The following is a 13,169-nucleotide window of genomic DNA, read 5'->3' on the forward strand; positions in this document are numbered from 1 at the left end:
TGTGGGGGAAATGATGGCGATTAACGTCGACTTTAAAGCTGATACCAAGAACCTTTCAGCAGAGATGCCTCGACATGTTGCCATTATTATGGACGGGAACGGTCGTTGGGCCAAATCACGGGGTCTGCCAAGAACCGAAGGCCACCGGCAGGGCGTAAAGACCGTTCGCAATACTGTTCGTTTAGCTCATGGCCTTGGCATAGAATATCTGACCCTTTTCAGTTTTTCCTCTGAAAACTGGAATCGTCCGGCTTCAGAAGTCGAGTTTATTCTTGGGCTGTTAAAGCGATATATCGAAACCGATCTTGAAGACCTTTATCGCCAGAATGTGCGCATTCAGGTAATCGGATCGCGCTCTGACCTTGCCAGCGGACTTCGTAAGCTGCTGACCAAAGCAGAGACCCGTACTCAAAACTGTTCGGGGCTGACCCTTGTGATCGCGTTCAACTATGGCGCCCGGGATGAATTGGCCCGCGCGGTGACCAAGTTGGCGCACGATGTTGCGGCCGGAGACTTGCTGCCCAAAGATATCACCTCCGATCGCATCGAAGGGTATTTGGATACAAGTACGGTTCCTGACCCGGATTTGATAATTCGCACCAGCGGCGAGCAGCGGCTTTCAAATTTTCTCTTGTGGCAAGCAGCCTATTCCGAGTTTTTCTTTTCACCCGTGCACTGGCCTGATTTTGATGATAAGGCATTTGAACAAGCCATTTATGCCTTTCAAAACCGTGACAGGCGTTATGGCGGACTCTCTGCAAAGGCTGCACAATGAGTTCTGAACCAACACATATGAATAAAAAGACTTCACCTTTGGCGCGCTTGTTGCATGCAAATCCAGATCTTTTGATGCGCTTTGGATCTGCCGTTATATTGGGTCCGGCAACGCTTGCTTTGACATGGGCTGGCGGTCTTTATTTTGCCGTTTTGGTTGCAATTGGTATGGTTCTCTTGATCCGGGAATGGGTCAACATAATCAGCATGGATAAGCGCAAGCGTAGTATGAGCGTTGCATTTGTGGCGCTGGCGACCGTCGGAGTGCTCTTGTATCATACTGATACAACGTTGGCGCTGGCGGGTGCCTTTGCCGGAGCTTTACTGCTGTATCTAGTTTGTGGGCTTGGCCAGCGTGCCCGTTGGATGGCCGAAGGGTTTATCTATATTTCGCTGGCAGGGATTGCCCTGATTACCCTTCGTCAGGGGACCGAGGGACTTTATATCCTGATTTATCTTTACTTCGTTGTCTGGGGTTCAGATATTGCGGCTTATTTTTGTGGTAGATCTTTTGGCGGGCCCAAGCTGTGGCCGGCAGTATCGCCGAACAAGACATGGAGCGGTTCCATTGGCGGTGTTGTGTTCGCGTCAATCGCTGGTGGTGGTATTGCCTGGGCCTTCAATGTACAAACGCTTATTTTTCCCGTATTAATGGCGGCAATCCTTGCTGCGGCTTCGCAGTTGGGTGACCTTTATGAATCTGCTTTGAAACGACGTTTTAAGGTGAAGGACTCTAGTGGTCTTATACCCGGGCACGGTGGCCTGCTTGACAGAGTTGATGGACTTGTTTTCGCAGCAGTGCTGGCCATGATTATGGGGGCTGTCGTCGGTGGCAGTATATCCGACCCCGGACTGGGCTTGGTTTATGATAAAGTAATTGGTTTTTAAGGCCGTTCACTAATGAAAAAAACAAGCCTTTCTATTTTAGGCGCCACCGGGTCCGTTGGAACGAGTGCCTTGAATATCGTTCGCGATGCACCTGAAGACTTTGAGGTTTATACACTTGCCGCGCATTCCAATGTAGAGAAACTTGCTCAGGCGGCAATTGAGGTGAATGCGAGGCGTGCGGTTATTGGGGACGAGCGTCTGTTTGATGCGCTGAAGCAGGCCCTGTCCGGTTCGAATATCGAAGTTGCTGCGGGTCGGCGTGCGGTCATTGAAAGTGCGGCTATTCCCGTGGATGTGGTTCTTTCGGCTGTTGTGGGGGCGGCTGGACTGGAGCCGACCTTGGCTGCAATTGAGGCTGGAACTAAAGTTGCTTTAGCGAACAAGGAATCTCTTGTATGCGCCGGTCGCTTGGTGAATGCAGCTGTAAAGCGCAACGGTACCGAGCTTCTTTCTGTCGATTCTGAGCATAATGCGGTTTTTCAAGTTTTTGAAAAAGAAAACAGCCGCAATGTTGAGAAGGTAATTATTACTGCCTCCGGTGGTCCGTTTAGAACATGGACCTATGAACAGATGCGGGATGTGACACCTGAAATGGCACTCAAGCATCCCAACTGGTCCATGGGGAGGCGTATCACAATTAACAGCGCCACCTTGATGAATAAGGGCTTTGAAGTTATCGAAGCGTTTCATCTGTTTCCCATTGAACCCCACCAGCTGGATGTTCTGGTTCACCCCCAGTCGCTTGTGCATGGGTTGGTGCAATACGATGATGGCTCGCTGCTGGCGCACTTATCAACTCCGGACATGCGCACGCCCATTGCCCATTGCCTTGGCTACCCAAAGCGCAGGAAAGTTGAGCTGGAGAGGCTGGACCTTGGGTCTATCGGCGCCTTGAGTTTTGAGAAACCGGATGTGAAGCGCTTTCCCATGCTGGGTCTTGCTTTTGAAGCCATGAAGCACGGGGACGGGGCAGGGGCGGCTGTGAATGCGGCGGACGAGATTGCTGTCGGCGCGTTTTTGGATAAAACAATTGGCTTTTTGGATATGGCCGTTATTGTAGACAATGTTTTAAATACAATGCTGCAACGTCATGGGCTCAAACAACCTTCTTCAGTTGAAGAGGTGCTTGAAATTGACAGTCTTGCAAGACGTCTCGCGCATGAACAGGTTATGACCAAAGCGGCTTAATAGAATACCAAAATTTGAAGTAGAAAGGTATATTCAATGGACTTTTTGAGTTCGTTTCTAGGAGGTTCATTAGGGTATTTATTGCCTTTTCTTTTCGTACTGACCTTGGTTGTCTTTGTGCATGAAATGGGACATTTTCTGGTTGCAAGGTGGTGCGGCGTCAAGGTACTGGCCTTTTCAGTTGGATTTGGACCGGAACTTTTAGGTCGAAATGACAAGAAAGGTACACGGTGGAAGCTCTGCGCAATTCCATTGGGGGGCTATGTGAAGTTCTCCGGTGATGAAAATGCGGCAAGCCTTCCTGACAGAAACGCCCTCCAGAACCTTTCTCCAGAAGAAACATCTGGTGCTTTTCACCTTAAGAATGTTTGGCAGCGCGCAGCGGTTGTTGCAGCAGGCCCCTTTGCCAATTTCATCCTCGCTATTGCTATTTTTGCAATGCTTCTGGGTATTTTTGGCAAGGTTGAAACCTTACCACAGGTGGACGCTGTCGCGCCCGATAGTCCGGCGCAGGTTGCGGGTATTCAGCCCGGTGATATCGTGCTTTCCATTGACGGTAAACAGATCGATAGCTTCTCTGATTTGCAGCGTATTGTGTCTGCCAGTGCCGATATTTCACTCAATCTTGAGCTGGAACGGGGCGCGCAAACTGTTGATATTGTCGTTACTCCCCAGAAAAAAGAAGTGGAAGACCGGTTTGGCAATAAGCAGAAAATCGGACTGCTGGGTATTTCCAGAAACATGAATGCAGATGAACGCATCATCAAAACTTATGGGCCGGTTGAGGCTTTGCAAGCTGGTGTGCAGGAGACATGGTTCGTCGTATCGCGCACTGGTAGTTATATTGGTGATTTGTTTATGGGCCGAGAGGATGTAGACCAGCTGGGCGGACCCATTCGGGTCGCGCAGATTTCGGGGCAAGTGGCTGAATATGGTATTGTTCCACTCCTTAATCTGGCAGCTGTGCTTTCCGTTAGTATCGGGTTGCTCAACCTACTTCCAATCCCTATGCTGGATGGTGGACACTTACTTTATTACTTCGCAGAGATGGTGCGAGGAAAGCCATTGAGCGAGCGGATACAGGAGTATGGATTTAGGGTTGGTGTGACACTTGTTTTACTGCTTATGGTGTTTGCCACATGGAATGATCTGCGACACTTATTCAACTCATAACGTGTATAATTGTAATCTAAATGAATAAATTTGCATGGGAATCTCATGCCAAGCGGTTGCTTTGAAGTGAGAATCTTGTAAAAAGTTTCAAGGTATTTCAGATTCTATCCATAACCCTTTATGGTTGCGCTGCTACCATCGGGGCTAGAAATAAAGGCATAGCATATCTATGCAACGTATTAAAAGCTTGTCACGTGTATCACTTATGGCGCTTGCTATTTCGGGGGCTGGCGCTGTTGTTCCCACTGGTACACCCGGTCTGGGTGCCTCTTCCGCTCAAGCAGCGGTGGTGAGCCGCATTGAAGTCAGAGGTACAACCCGCATCGAGGAAGAGACCGTACGGAGCTACCTTACGATTCGTCCGGGGCGTTCTTTTTCTGCCGTTGATATCGATGAAAGTCTAACGACGCTCTATGCGACAGGTCTTTTTGCCGATGTAACCATCGACCAGCGTGGAAGCACGCTGATTGTGGATGTGGTCGAAAATCCGGTAATTGGGCAGGTTTCTTTTGAGGGTAACAAAAAGCTGAATGATGAAGCTTTGAAAAGCGTTGTTCGTTCCACAGAACGTTCCATGCTGACCAGAGCACGTGTTCAAAGCGATGTTCAGAACCTGCTTGAAGCCTACCGTCGCTCCGGCCGCTATCGCGCGTCTGTGGAGCCGAAAATTATCGAACGTTCTAATAATCGCGTCGATCTGGTGTTTGAGATCGATGAAGACGAGAAAACCGGCGTTGCCCGTATCAGCTTCATTGGTAACAAGGCCTTTAGTGACGGGCGTTTGCGTGACCAGATTAAAACCCGTGAAAGCGGATTGCTGAGCTGGCTGCGTTCGACGGATGTTTACGATCCGGATCGTCTTGATGTAGATCAGGAGCTGCTTCGCCAGTATTACTACCAGCATGGCTATGCGGATTTCCGCATTGTTTCCGCTGTCGCTGACCTGGATCGTGAGCAGAACATTTTCTACGTAACCATTACGGTTGATGAAGGTGAGAAGTACACTTACGGCGATATCAATGTCGACACGTCGTTGTCTGCTGTTGACCCAGAGGCGATGCGCAAGTTTGTACGCACCGATTCTGGAGATACCTACAACTCTCTGGAAGTCGAGAAGACTCTTGAAGACCTGACGATTGAGGTCTCCAAAGCCGGATATGCGTTCGCGCAGATTCGTCCACGCGGTGAACGTGATTACGAAAACAAAACCATTTCGCTGACCTACTTCATTGAAGAAGGCCCACGTGTTTACGTGGAGCGGATCAATGTTCGCGGTAACGACCGGACCCGTGGTTTTGTTATTCGCCGTGAGTTTGATATTGCGGAAGGCGATGCATATAACCGCGTCCTTCTGGATAAGGCTGAGCGCCGTCTCAAAAATACACGTTATTTTGAATCCGTTCGCATCTCCCGTCAGCAGGGCAGTGCGCCTGATAAAGTGATCATCAACGTGGATGTGGTTGAACAGTCCACAGGTGAGATCGGCTTTGGTCTGGGTTATTCCACATCCGACGGTGTGATAGGTGATTTGTCTATTACCGAGAAGAACTTCCTCGGTCGTGGCCAGTTTGTGAGAGCAGCCATCGGCGGCGGTAGCAGCACCCAGAGTTACGAGTTCAAGTTTGTTGAGCCGTTCTTTATGGGACGCCGTATCTCCGCAGGTGTGGATGCCTACCGCAAAGTGTATGATGAGAATGATACACGGGCCTATGAAGAAGTGACAACGGGTGGTGGTGTTAACTTTGGTCTTCCTCTGCGCGAGGACGAGCTGACCCTAAACCTCTTCTACAAGATCTACGATACGGATCTGACACGCGAAGATAGCTCTAGCGTGAATGATTGTGATCCAGATGTGTCCTTCGCTGTGTGTGACTCGCTTGGTAACTATTTGACATCGCTTGCTGGTTACTCGTTGGTTTACAATCAGCTGGACAATACGCTTAACCCGCGTGACGGTTTCTATGCCAAGTGGGATCAGCAGATTGCCGGTATTGCAGGTGATTCTCAGTACATTAAGACCGTTGCCGAAGGGCGTGCCTTTAAAGAACTGGTACCATCAATCGGCTTGCTGGGTCTGGCGAAGATTAAAGGTGGTAACATCACCTCCATTGGTAACCGCCTGCGTGTTTCTGACCAGTTCCAAGGTAGCCAAAGCCTGATTCGCGGCTTTGAGACCAATGGTTACGGTCCACGTGATGCAGATGGGGACGCTCTGGGTGGTACTTCCTTCGTTGCGGCGACTGCTGAATTGCAGGCTCCATTCCCGCTGGTTCCACAGGAACTGGGTTTGACTGCGGCTGCTTTTGCTGATGTAGGCTCCCTCTGGGGTCTTGATAGTGAACTTCGCGATGTAATTGAAAATAACGGTGGTATCATCGAGTCGGAAGACTTCGAACTACGTGCTTCTGTAGGTGTGGGTGTCCTGTGGCAGTCGCCATTTGGTCCACTACGTGCCGACTTTGCGTGGCCACTGTTAAAAGACGACGCAGATCGTACCCAAGTGTTTAAGCTGAGTGGCGGTACGAACTTCTGATCTTGAAGAAATACGGTTATAATAGGTCGCCGATTACCTCGGCGACCTTTTTTTATGTAGGGACCTATGAGCGAACATAATTTTTACGATGATGTGCAATCGGTGACGATTTCCCAGATCGCACAGTGGGCTGATGCGCAGGTCATTCGTGGTGATAGCGAACTGTGTATTTCTGGAGTGGCTCCACTCGATGAGGGCGGTGAGGGGAAACTTGTTTTTATTGATAACCCCAAGTACCTGCCTCAGCTGAAAAGTGTTGAGGCAACAGCCTGCCTTGTCGCCCAGAAATATCTGGACAAGGTTCCTGATAATGTTATTCCGTTACTGTCCAAGGAACCTTACCGTGCCCTAGCAAAAGTGATGGCCCATTTATACCCGCAGGCTATGCAGCCAATGGTGAGTGTGGCTGGTGAGGGAATTCACCCGAAAGCAACAGTTGCCAGCACTGCCAAGATCGCAGGCGATGTTCTAGTGGAAGCGGGAGCTGTCATCGGAGACGGCGCTGTGATTGCTTCTGGATGTCACATTGCAGCCAATGCGGTGATTGGGGCCAACTCTATGATAGGTGAAGGTAGCCGAATTGGAGCCAATTCGGTTATTCAGCACTCGATTATTGGGGAGCGGGTCATTATTCACCCTAACGCCTCCATTGGTCAGGACGGCTTTGGCTTTGCCATGGGAGCCGGAGGCCATTTGAAGGTACCCCAGATTGGCAGTGTTGTTATCAGTGATGATGTGGAGATTGGTGCGGGTACCACGATTGACCGGGGTGCCAACCGAGATACCATCATTGGCCAGGGAACGAAGATTGATAATCAGGTTCAAATAGGCCACAACGTAAATATCGGCAAACATTGCATTATTGTTTCGCAGGTCGGTATTTCAGGCAGCACGACTCTTCAAGATTATGTTGCCATTGGCGGACAGACTGGTGTTGGCGGCCATGTAACCATTGGTATGGGAGCACAGGTTGCGGCTGTCAGTTCCGTTAATGATGATTTGCCAGCCGGTGGGCGCTATGGTGGGACACCTGCCAAGCCAGTGCGACAGTGGTTTAGAGAGCTTGCTGCCATTAAGCGTTTGGTAGAAAAGAACGAGGATAAAAAATCCTAGGGGGTCACCTAGGTGATCTTTTGAAGTATTGAGCATTCCAATAGAAATAATGGATCGTTCTACGGGTTCTGCTGGTAGTGCTAGCCCAATTCAATCTTTGTAGGACAGAACTTTGAGGCATTTGATATGAGTACCGCTGAAAAGACGACACTAGATGCAGCCGATATCATGAAGGTTATGGAGCTGCTGCCCCATCGCTATCCTTTCTTGATGATCGACCGGATTATCGACATGGATGGAGATAACTCCGGTATTGGTATTAAAAATGTGACGATAAACGAACCCCACTTTCAAGGTCACTTCCCCCAGCAGCCGGTTATGCCAGGTGTGTTGCTGATTGAGGCAATGGCCCAGACTGCAGGGGCGCTGTGCGTGCACGCACGAGATAGCGATAAAAATCCATCACTCGTCTATTTTATGACAATTGACAAGTGTAAGTTCCGCAAACCAGTTGTTCCAGGTGATCAGGTTCACTTCCACCTTAAAAAAGTTAAGAACCGCGCGACCATCTGGAAGTTTGAGGGCGTTGCAATGGTTGACGGAAATAAAGTTGCAGAAGCTGAAATCAGCGCAATGCTCGTAGATTCCTGAGGTTTATAGATGCATCAAGTTCATCCCACTGCCATCATCGAGGGTGGGGCAACCCTTGGTAACAATGTTAAGGTTGGCCCATATTGTGTAGTCGGCGCAAAAGTAACTCTTGGTGACGATGTGGAGCTAATTTCCCATGTTTCTGTTGCAGGGCGGACGATAATTGGCGATCGTACCCAGGTTTTCCCCTTTGCAAGTATTGGGCATCAGCCGCAGGATCTAAAATATGCTGGTGAAGATACGCTTCTGGAAATTGGATCTGACAATACCATCCGTGAACATGTGACTATGAGCCCGGGCACCGTCGGGGGCGGTGGTGTGACTCGTATCGGGAATAACTGTCTGTTCATGGCAAGTTCTCACGTTGGGCATGACTGTACCGTGGGTAGCCACGTAATCCTTGCCAATAATGCGACCCTTGCGGGGCATGTGGAAGTACAGGACTATGTAATTTTCGGTGGCCTTTCGGCTGTTCGGCAGTGGGCCCGCGTGGGTGCGCATTCCATTGTTGGCGGTATGACCGGTGTGGAGTTTGATGTGATTCCCTTTGGTTCTGTTCTTGGAGACAGGGCCCGCTTACATGGTCTCAATCTGGTTGGATTGAGGCGGCGAAATTTCTCTCGCGACGAAATACATGCACTGCGTGGTGCCTATAAGGAGATCTTCAGTTCTGAAGAGGGAACCTTGAGAGAGCGCGCGGAAGCTGCAAAGCAAAAATACAGCGAGTTTGCCAGTGTGCAGACTATGACAGAGTTTCTCTTGGTGTCTGAGGACCGGCGGTTCTGTACACCTCGCAAGAAAGCGGGATAATCAGGGACTCTCCCATGCATAAGGATAGACCAATTGCGGTGATTGCTGGTGGCGGATCGCTTCCGGCGCAAGTGATTGAAGCCATCTTGAATACTGGTCGGCATGTTATCACAATTGCAATCAAAGGGGAGGCGGATGCCTCCCTTTCCTCTTATGATCCCGTAGAGTTGGGATGGGGTCAAATTGGCAAGCTCTTTGATACGGTTCACAAAGCCGGAGCGCAGGAGATTGTTTTAATCGGCTCGGTTCAGCGGCGTCCTGACTTTACATCCGTTTTAGGTGACTGGGGAACCATGCGCCGCTTACCTCGCATTCTTGCGGCACTGGTTGGCGGGGATGACAGCCTTTTGGTGAAGGTGATGGGTATTTTCGAGCAGGAGGGCTTGAAGATCGTAGGAGCTCATGAAGTTGCTCCAGCTTTACTGGCAAAGCCGGGTCTTATGGCCGGCCCAAAACTAAAAGAACAAGATCTGGCCGATATCAGGCAATGCGCGGAAGCTATTGAAAAGCTGGGCGCTTTGGATATTGGGCAGGGCTGTGTTGCGGTGAATGGCCGTATTATTGCAGTTGAGGGGGCGGAAGGTACGGATGCCATGCTGCTTCGCTGCGTGGAACTTCGCCAGAACGGGCGCGTGCGGACCAAAGGGAATGCTGGTGTTCTGGTGAAGTGTGCCAAGCCCGGACAGGATTTAAGGGTGGACCTGCCAACTGTGGGGCCGCAGACTATTCGCAATGCGGTCAGTGCAAGGCTAAATGGAATTGCTGTGGAGGAGGGGAACGTGCTTATCGCGGAGCGTGGGCTCACTGAAGCTTTGTGCATTGAGCATGGAATTTTCTTCTACGGATTACCCAAGGGTAGCGGGAGTTAGTCGTTTGACACGCAAAAAGTCGCCTTCAATCTACTTTGTCGTTGGTGAGGAGTCTGGTGACCAGCTAGGTGCCGAGCTAATAAAGGCTTTGAAAGAGCAACTCGGTGCCTCTCTCACGGTATATGGAGTTGGCGGGGAGCGGATGGCGGCCCAAGGTGTTTCCAGCCTGTTTCCTCTTGAAGACATTTCTGTAATGGGAATTTCTGCTGTGCTGGCGCGTTTACCCAAAATTGTGCGGCGGGTCTATCAGTGCGTTGATGACGTGATTGCCAAGGATCCTGATCTTCTGGTGATTATTGATAGCCCCGATTTCACGCATAGCGTGGCCAAGCGTGTTAGAAAAAAAGCTCCCCATATTAAGGTTGTCGATTATGTCTCCCCCAGTGTGTGGGCATGGAGACCGGGGCGGGCTAAGAAAATGGCAGCCTATGTGGATCAATTGCTAGCCTTATTGCCCTTTGAGCCGAATGTTCACAGGAAGCTTGGCGGACCGGCAACCACTTATGTTGGGCACCCGCTTATAGAACGATTGCACAATTTGCGTCCGAAGGAAGGGGAAAGGGCACCTTTAGAAGAGGGGGCACGTAAACTCCTGATATTGCCTGGAAGCCGGGGGAGTGAAGTCTCGCGCCTATTGCAGCCGTTTGGTGAAATCGCCGCAAATGTTGTAAGGGCATATCCGGATGTTGAGCTTATTATACCGGCTGTTCCCCATCAACGGGAACGAATTTTGGAAGGGGTCAGCAAATGGAAAATCAAGCCGGTTATTGTTGAAGGCGAACAGGCCAAGTTTAAGGCTTTTCGAGAGGCCCATGCAGCATTGGCCGCAAGTGGAACGGTGACGCTGGAGCTGGCTATCGCAGGAGTACCGACAATTGTTGCCTATAAACTGGACTGGTTCTTTAGAAGGCTGAAAGACATTCACCGCTTTATTCCGATTGCCTCAATAGATTCCATGGTGCTGCCAAACATTATTCTGGCGAGCAAGGTCATGCCGGAGTTTTTGGATGATGATGTGAACGCCAACACCCTAGCGCCTTTGGTTGTCGAGCTTTTGGCAGATAGCGGTTCCCGGCAAGATCAGCTTCAGGGCTTTTCGAAGCTTGATGAGGCCATGCGACTTGCTGATGGTCAGAGTCAGGCGGGTAAAGCCGCTGAAGTTGTGATGGGACTTATTGAAAGTTGATGACCTCTATAAGGGTTTCAGGCTGGTCATAGGCGGCTGGAAATAGTTTGAAGCAGTTGGTATATCCAGCGAGCTTTCCGTAGCTTAGTGCGGGAATGGAAAAGCTTGTGAGGCGGTTCACAATTGGGTCCGGTTCCATTTTCGCTGTTTCAACAACCAGAAAATCGCAGGAGCTGGGGTGTGGCAGGAGAGGGGACTGGGTACCTATCATCTGAGCTGTCGCCTCCCTCATTGCAGTAAGGGTTTTTGTTAGTTTCTCCAGTTTCGCATAGTTTTCAAAAAGTGATAGGGCAGCGCATGCTTGCAGCGTACTTATGGATTCCGAAATGCGACTATCCAGATAATCCTCCTTTTGGTCTTTATGCAAGATTGCGTAGGCAAAACCCAGACCCGGCAACCCCTGCTTGGATGTGCCGCGTAATAAGATTAGGTTGGGATACCTACTGATTAGTTCAATGCGCTTATCAGGGTTTTTAGCGAAGAGCGCATAGGATTCGTCCATTATTACCGGAGTATCACTTGCCTCAAGAAGTTCTGTGAGCTCGGCGTCTTCAAGATCTTTTGAAGTGGGGTTGTTCGGCGCACTTAATATAGCACAGGTACAGGCTTTCTTAGGTTTTCGCAGGGCCGTACTCATGCCTGTCAGCGCCGTATACTGCTGGAAGTTGGCATCTAGCTTTTGGGAAATAAGTCCATAGAGAAAGAACTCGTTGTGCAATGTGTGGATGGACAGATTGGAGCCGAATGATAAAAAGAACTGTTCGGCCAGTTGTGTAACACTGTGTCCAAAGACTAAATCGCAATGGGGCGGTAAGCCGTGGACGGTTCTTGCCGCTTCTCTGGCCTGTTCCTTCGCCTCACAGGCGTGCAGCCTCAGATCACAGGTCAGCATATTGTTAAGAATGGTTGTTTGCAGGCTTTGCAGATTCTGTTGCAGGGAGGCTGGCCAAGCAAACAAGTGCTGAGAATCGCGTAGGAAAGCATCTACTCTGAAAGGCGACTTGGAAGCTGAAATCATATAAACGGATACCCTTATTCAGGGGAAATAGGCTCGTGGTGCAAATAATGACCGAAAATGCGATCACAATCCCCCATGTATTTTCGGGTGAAGAGAATATGGGTATGCCAGAGGATATCTACCTCTCTTGAAGGAGGGGCGAGAGAGGGGCGATCCTGTGATCCGCACTTCCTTAGGTATGCGCGGGCGTCAAAGAGGTACGATCGATAGACTTCGATCAACTCTTGAGTTTCATCAACCGGCCAATCATAGCCGCCATCTTCGAAGGAAGCGGTGACCTTTTTAAGAATGGGACTTAAGTCCAGAGTTGCAATTGGGTCATCGCAACTCTCACCATTACTTTGATTTTCAAACATTAACTCGCCTGATCCGCTTTTATGACCTTTAGCGTTTTCTATGAGCCTTTTGGAAGACGGGGGGCAGGTCCTATCAGACAAAACTTCTTGGTTGAAGCACTCTTACAAGCTTTCAGGCTGTGACTCTTCAGATGCTTTTGGAGAAGATTGGACATCCTTTTGTTTCCTTTTTGTTTAGTTTTTGAAGTTCACTTTGCCGCGGCACGTTCCATCAGAAAACACACCAACACTATCGTCCATGCCGGTTAGCCCAATTGCCCACATCTGTGCGACAACTTGTGCTTCGCCCTCATTTGCAAAGACGATTTCATAGGTATTGTGAACTGCGAAGACCCCACCGTCTTCTTCTGTTTCGGATTCGGCTATTACAAAGTTATGGCCCTTGTCAGTTGTCCTGTGATTGGGCTTATTGTTGGGGTGCGGCGTTGTTGTGTAGCCCCCTCCATACCTTTTTTGGCAAATGCTTGCATCTCCCCCTGGTTTCACAGTTGTCAGGTCTGAGAAGGAGAACGTGCGTTCTTTGGAAGCCGCGTCAGTTGCGGTGTCCGCAAACGCAACGAGCCCGCTTGGCACGATTAGGGCAGAGGAAAGTGCAATTGTGGTGAAGATCTTGCCAATCATATTATACCAGCCTGTTGATACAGTGAAACGAAGAGAATGAGCGACTATG

The 13,169-nt window shown here is 49.9% G+C and carries 13 protein-coding genes; 10 read left to right on the forward strand and 3 right to left on the reverse strand.

Translation table 11 applies throughout. The annotated features are described in order from the left end of the window. The first annotated feature begins 13 nt into the window (after window positions 1-13). From P6574_RS08220 to lpxB, 10 genes are all read left to right on the forward strand, one after another. Window positions 14-775 (forward strand): isoprenyl transferase, encoded by a 762-nt coding sequence (locus tag P6574_RS08220; RefSeq protein ID WP_310619863.1) that lies wholly within the window; start codon window positions 14-16, stop codon window positions 773-775. Further along, a complete protein-coding gene (locus P6574_RS08225; protein WP_310619864.1) occupies window positions 772-1,662 on the forward strand; it encodes a phosphatidate cytidylyltransferase in 891 nt (296 codons plus the stop codon). Before P6574_RS08220 ends, P6574_RS08225 begins: the two co-directional genes overlap by 4 nt. A gap of 12 nt (window positions 1,663-1,674) precedes the next feature. Continuing rightward, window positions 1,675-2,850, forward strand: a complete 1,176-nt coding sequence (locus P6574_RS08230) for a 1-deoxy-D-xylulose-5-phosphate reductoisomerase (RefSeq protein WP_310619865.1) — start codon at window positions 1,675-1,677, stop codon at window positions 2,848-2,850. 36 nt (window positions 2,851-2,886) lie between these two features. Continuing rightward, window positions 2,887-4,023, forward strand: a complete 1,137-nt coding sequence (gene rseP / locus P6574_RS08235) for an RIP metalloprotease RseP (RefSeq protein ID WP_310619866.1) — start codon at window positions 2,887-2,889, stop codon at window positions 4,021-4,023. Window positions 4,024-4,192: 169 nt separating this feature from the next. Then, window positions 4,193-6,556, forward strand: coding sequence for an outer membrane protein assembly factor BamA (gene bamA / locus P6574_RS08240; RefSeq protein ID WP_310619867.1), 2,364 nt, complete (start codon window positions 4,193-4,195; stop codon window positions 6,554-6,556). A gap of 66 nt (window positions 6,557-6,622) precedes the next feature. Beyond that, window positions 6,623-7,669, forward strand: a complete 1,047-nt coding sequence (gene lpxD / locus P6574_RS08245) for a UDP-3-O-(3-hydroxymyristoyl)glucosamine N-acyltransferase (RefSeq protein ID WP_310619868.1) — start codon at window positions 6,623-6,625, stop codon at window positions 7,667-7,669. Window positions 7,670-7,795: 126 nt separating this feature from the next. Further along, a complete protein-coding gene (gene fabZ / locus P6574_RS08250) occupies window positions 7,796-8,260 on the forward strand; it encodes a 3-hydroxyacyl-ACP dehydratase FabZ (protein ID WP_310619869.1) in 465 nt (154 codons plus the stop codon). Window positions 8,261-8,269: 9 nt separating this feature from the next. Beyond that, a complete protein-coding gene (gene lpxA, locus P6574_RS08255) occupies window positions 8,270-9,070 on the forward strand; it encodes an acyl-ACP--UDP-N-acetylglucosamine O-acyltransferase (RefSeq protein WP_310619870.1) in 801 nt (266 codons plus the stop codon). 14 nt (window positions 9,071-9,084) lie between these two features. Beyond that, a complete protein-coding gene (locus tag P6574_RS08260; protein WP_310619871.1) occupies window positions 9,085-9,939 on the forward strand; it encodes an LpxI family protein in 855 nt (284 codons plus the stop codon). A 4-nt stretch (window positions 9,940-9,943) separates the two neighbouring features. Then, on the forward strand, window positions 9,944-11,125 hold the full coding sequence (lpxB, locus tag P6574_RS08265) for a lipid-A-disaccharide synthase (protein WP_310619872.1): 1,182 nt from the start codon (window positions 9,944-9,946) through the stop codon (window positions 11,123-11,125). Here lpxB and P6574_RS08270 read toward each other — a convergent pair. The 3 genes from P6574_RS08270 to P6574_RS08280 all read right to left on the reverse strand — a co-directional run bounded on the left by P6574_RS08270 (window position 11,112) and on the right by P6574_RS08280 (window position 13,120). Further along, window positions 11,112-12,143 (reverse strand): aminotransferase class I/II-fold pyridoxal phosphate-dependent enzyme, encoded by a 1,032-nt coding sequence (locus P6574_RS08270; protein ID WP_310619873.1) that lies wholly within the window; start codon window positions 12,141-12,143, stop codon window positions 11,112-11,114. The two genes, lpxB and P6574_RS08270, sit on opposite strands and share 14 nt — an antisense overlap. A gap of 14 nt (window positions 12,144-12,157) precedes the next feature. Continuing rightward, window positions 12,158-12,499, reverse strand: coding sequence for a glycine-rich domain-containing protein (locus P6574_RS08275; protein WP_310619874.1), 342 nt, complete (start codon window positions 12,497-12,499; stop codon window positions 12,158-12,160). Window positions 12,500-12,673: 174 nt separating this feature from the next. After that, window positions 12,674-13,120, reverse strand: coding sequence for a hypothetical protein (locus P6574_RS08280; RefSeq protein ID WP_310619875.1), 447 nt, complete (start codon window positions 13,118-13,120; stop codon window positions 12,674-12,676). Between the last annotated feature and the right edge of the window lie 49 nt (window positions 13,121-13,169).

This window comes from Pseudovibrio sp. M1P-2-3 (assembly GCF_031501865.1).
Classification (GTDB): Bacteria; Pseudomonadota; Alphaproteobacteria; order Rhizobiales; family Stappiaceae; genus Pseudovibrio; species Pseudovibrio corallicola.

Excerpts from the sequence above, each read along its gene's own strand:
- P6574_RS08220 (WP_310619863.1), top strand. The coding sequence starts at position 14 with ATGGCGATTAACGTCGACTTTAAAGCTGATACCAAGAACCTTTCAGCA.
- P6574_RS08225 (WP_310619864.1), top strand. The coding sequence starts at position 772 with ATGAGTTCTGAACCAACACATATGAATAAAAAGACTTCACCTTTGGCG.
- P6574_RS08230 (WP_310619865.1), top strand. The coding sequence starts at position 1,675 with ATGAAAAAAACAAGCCTTTCTATTTTAGGCGCCACCGGGTCCGTTGGA.
- rseP (WP_310619866.1), top strand. The coding sequence starts at position 2,887 with ATGGACTTTTTGAGTTCGTTTCTAGGAGGTTCATTAGGGTATTTATTG.
- bamA (WP_310619867.1), top strand. The coding sequence starts at position 4,193 with ATGCAACGTATTAAAAGCTTGTCACGTGTATCACTTATGGCGCTTGCT.
- lpxD (WP_310619868.1), top strand. The coding sequence starts at position 6,623 with ATGAGCGAACATAATTTTTACGATGATGTGCAATCGGTGACGATTTCC.
- fabZ (WP_310619869.1), top strand. The coding sequence starts at position 7,796 with ATGAGTACCGCTGAAAAGACGACACTAGATGCAGCCGATATCATGAAG.
- lpxA (WP_310619870.1), top strand. The coding sequence starts at position 8,270 with ATGCATCAAGTTCATCCCACTGCCATCATCGAGGGTGGGGCAACCCTT.
- P6574_RS08260 (WP_310619871.1), top strand. The coding sequence starts at position 9,085 with ATGCATAAGGATAGACCAATTGCGGTGATTGCTGGTGGCGGATCGCTT.
- P6574_RS08270 (WP_310619873.1), bottom strand. The coding sequence starts at position 12,143 with ATGATTTCAGCTTCCAAGTCGCCTTTCAGAGTAGATGCTTTCCTACGC.
- P6574_RS08275 (WP_310619874.1), bottom strand. The coding sequence starts at position 12,499 with ATGTTTGAAAATCAAAGTAATGGTGAGAGTTGCGATGACCCAATTGCA.
- P6574_RS08280 (WP_310619875.1), bottom strand. The coding sequence starts at position 13,120 with ATGATTGGCAAGATCTTCACCACAATTGCACTTTCCTCTGCCCTAATC.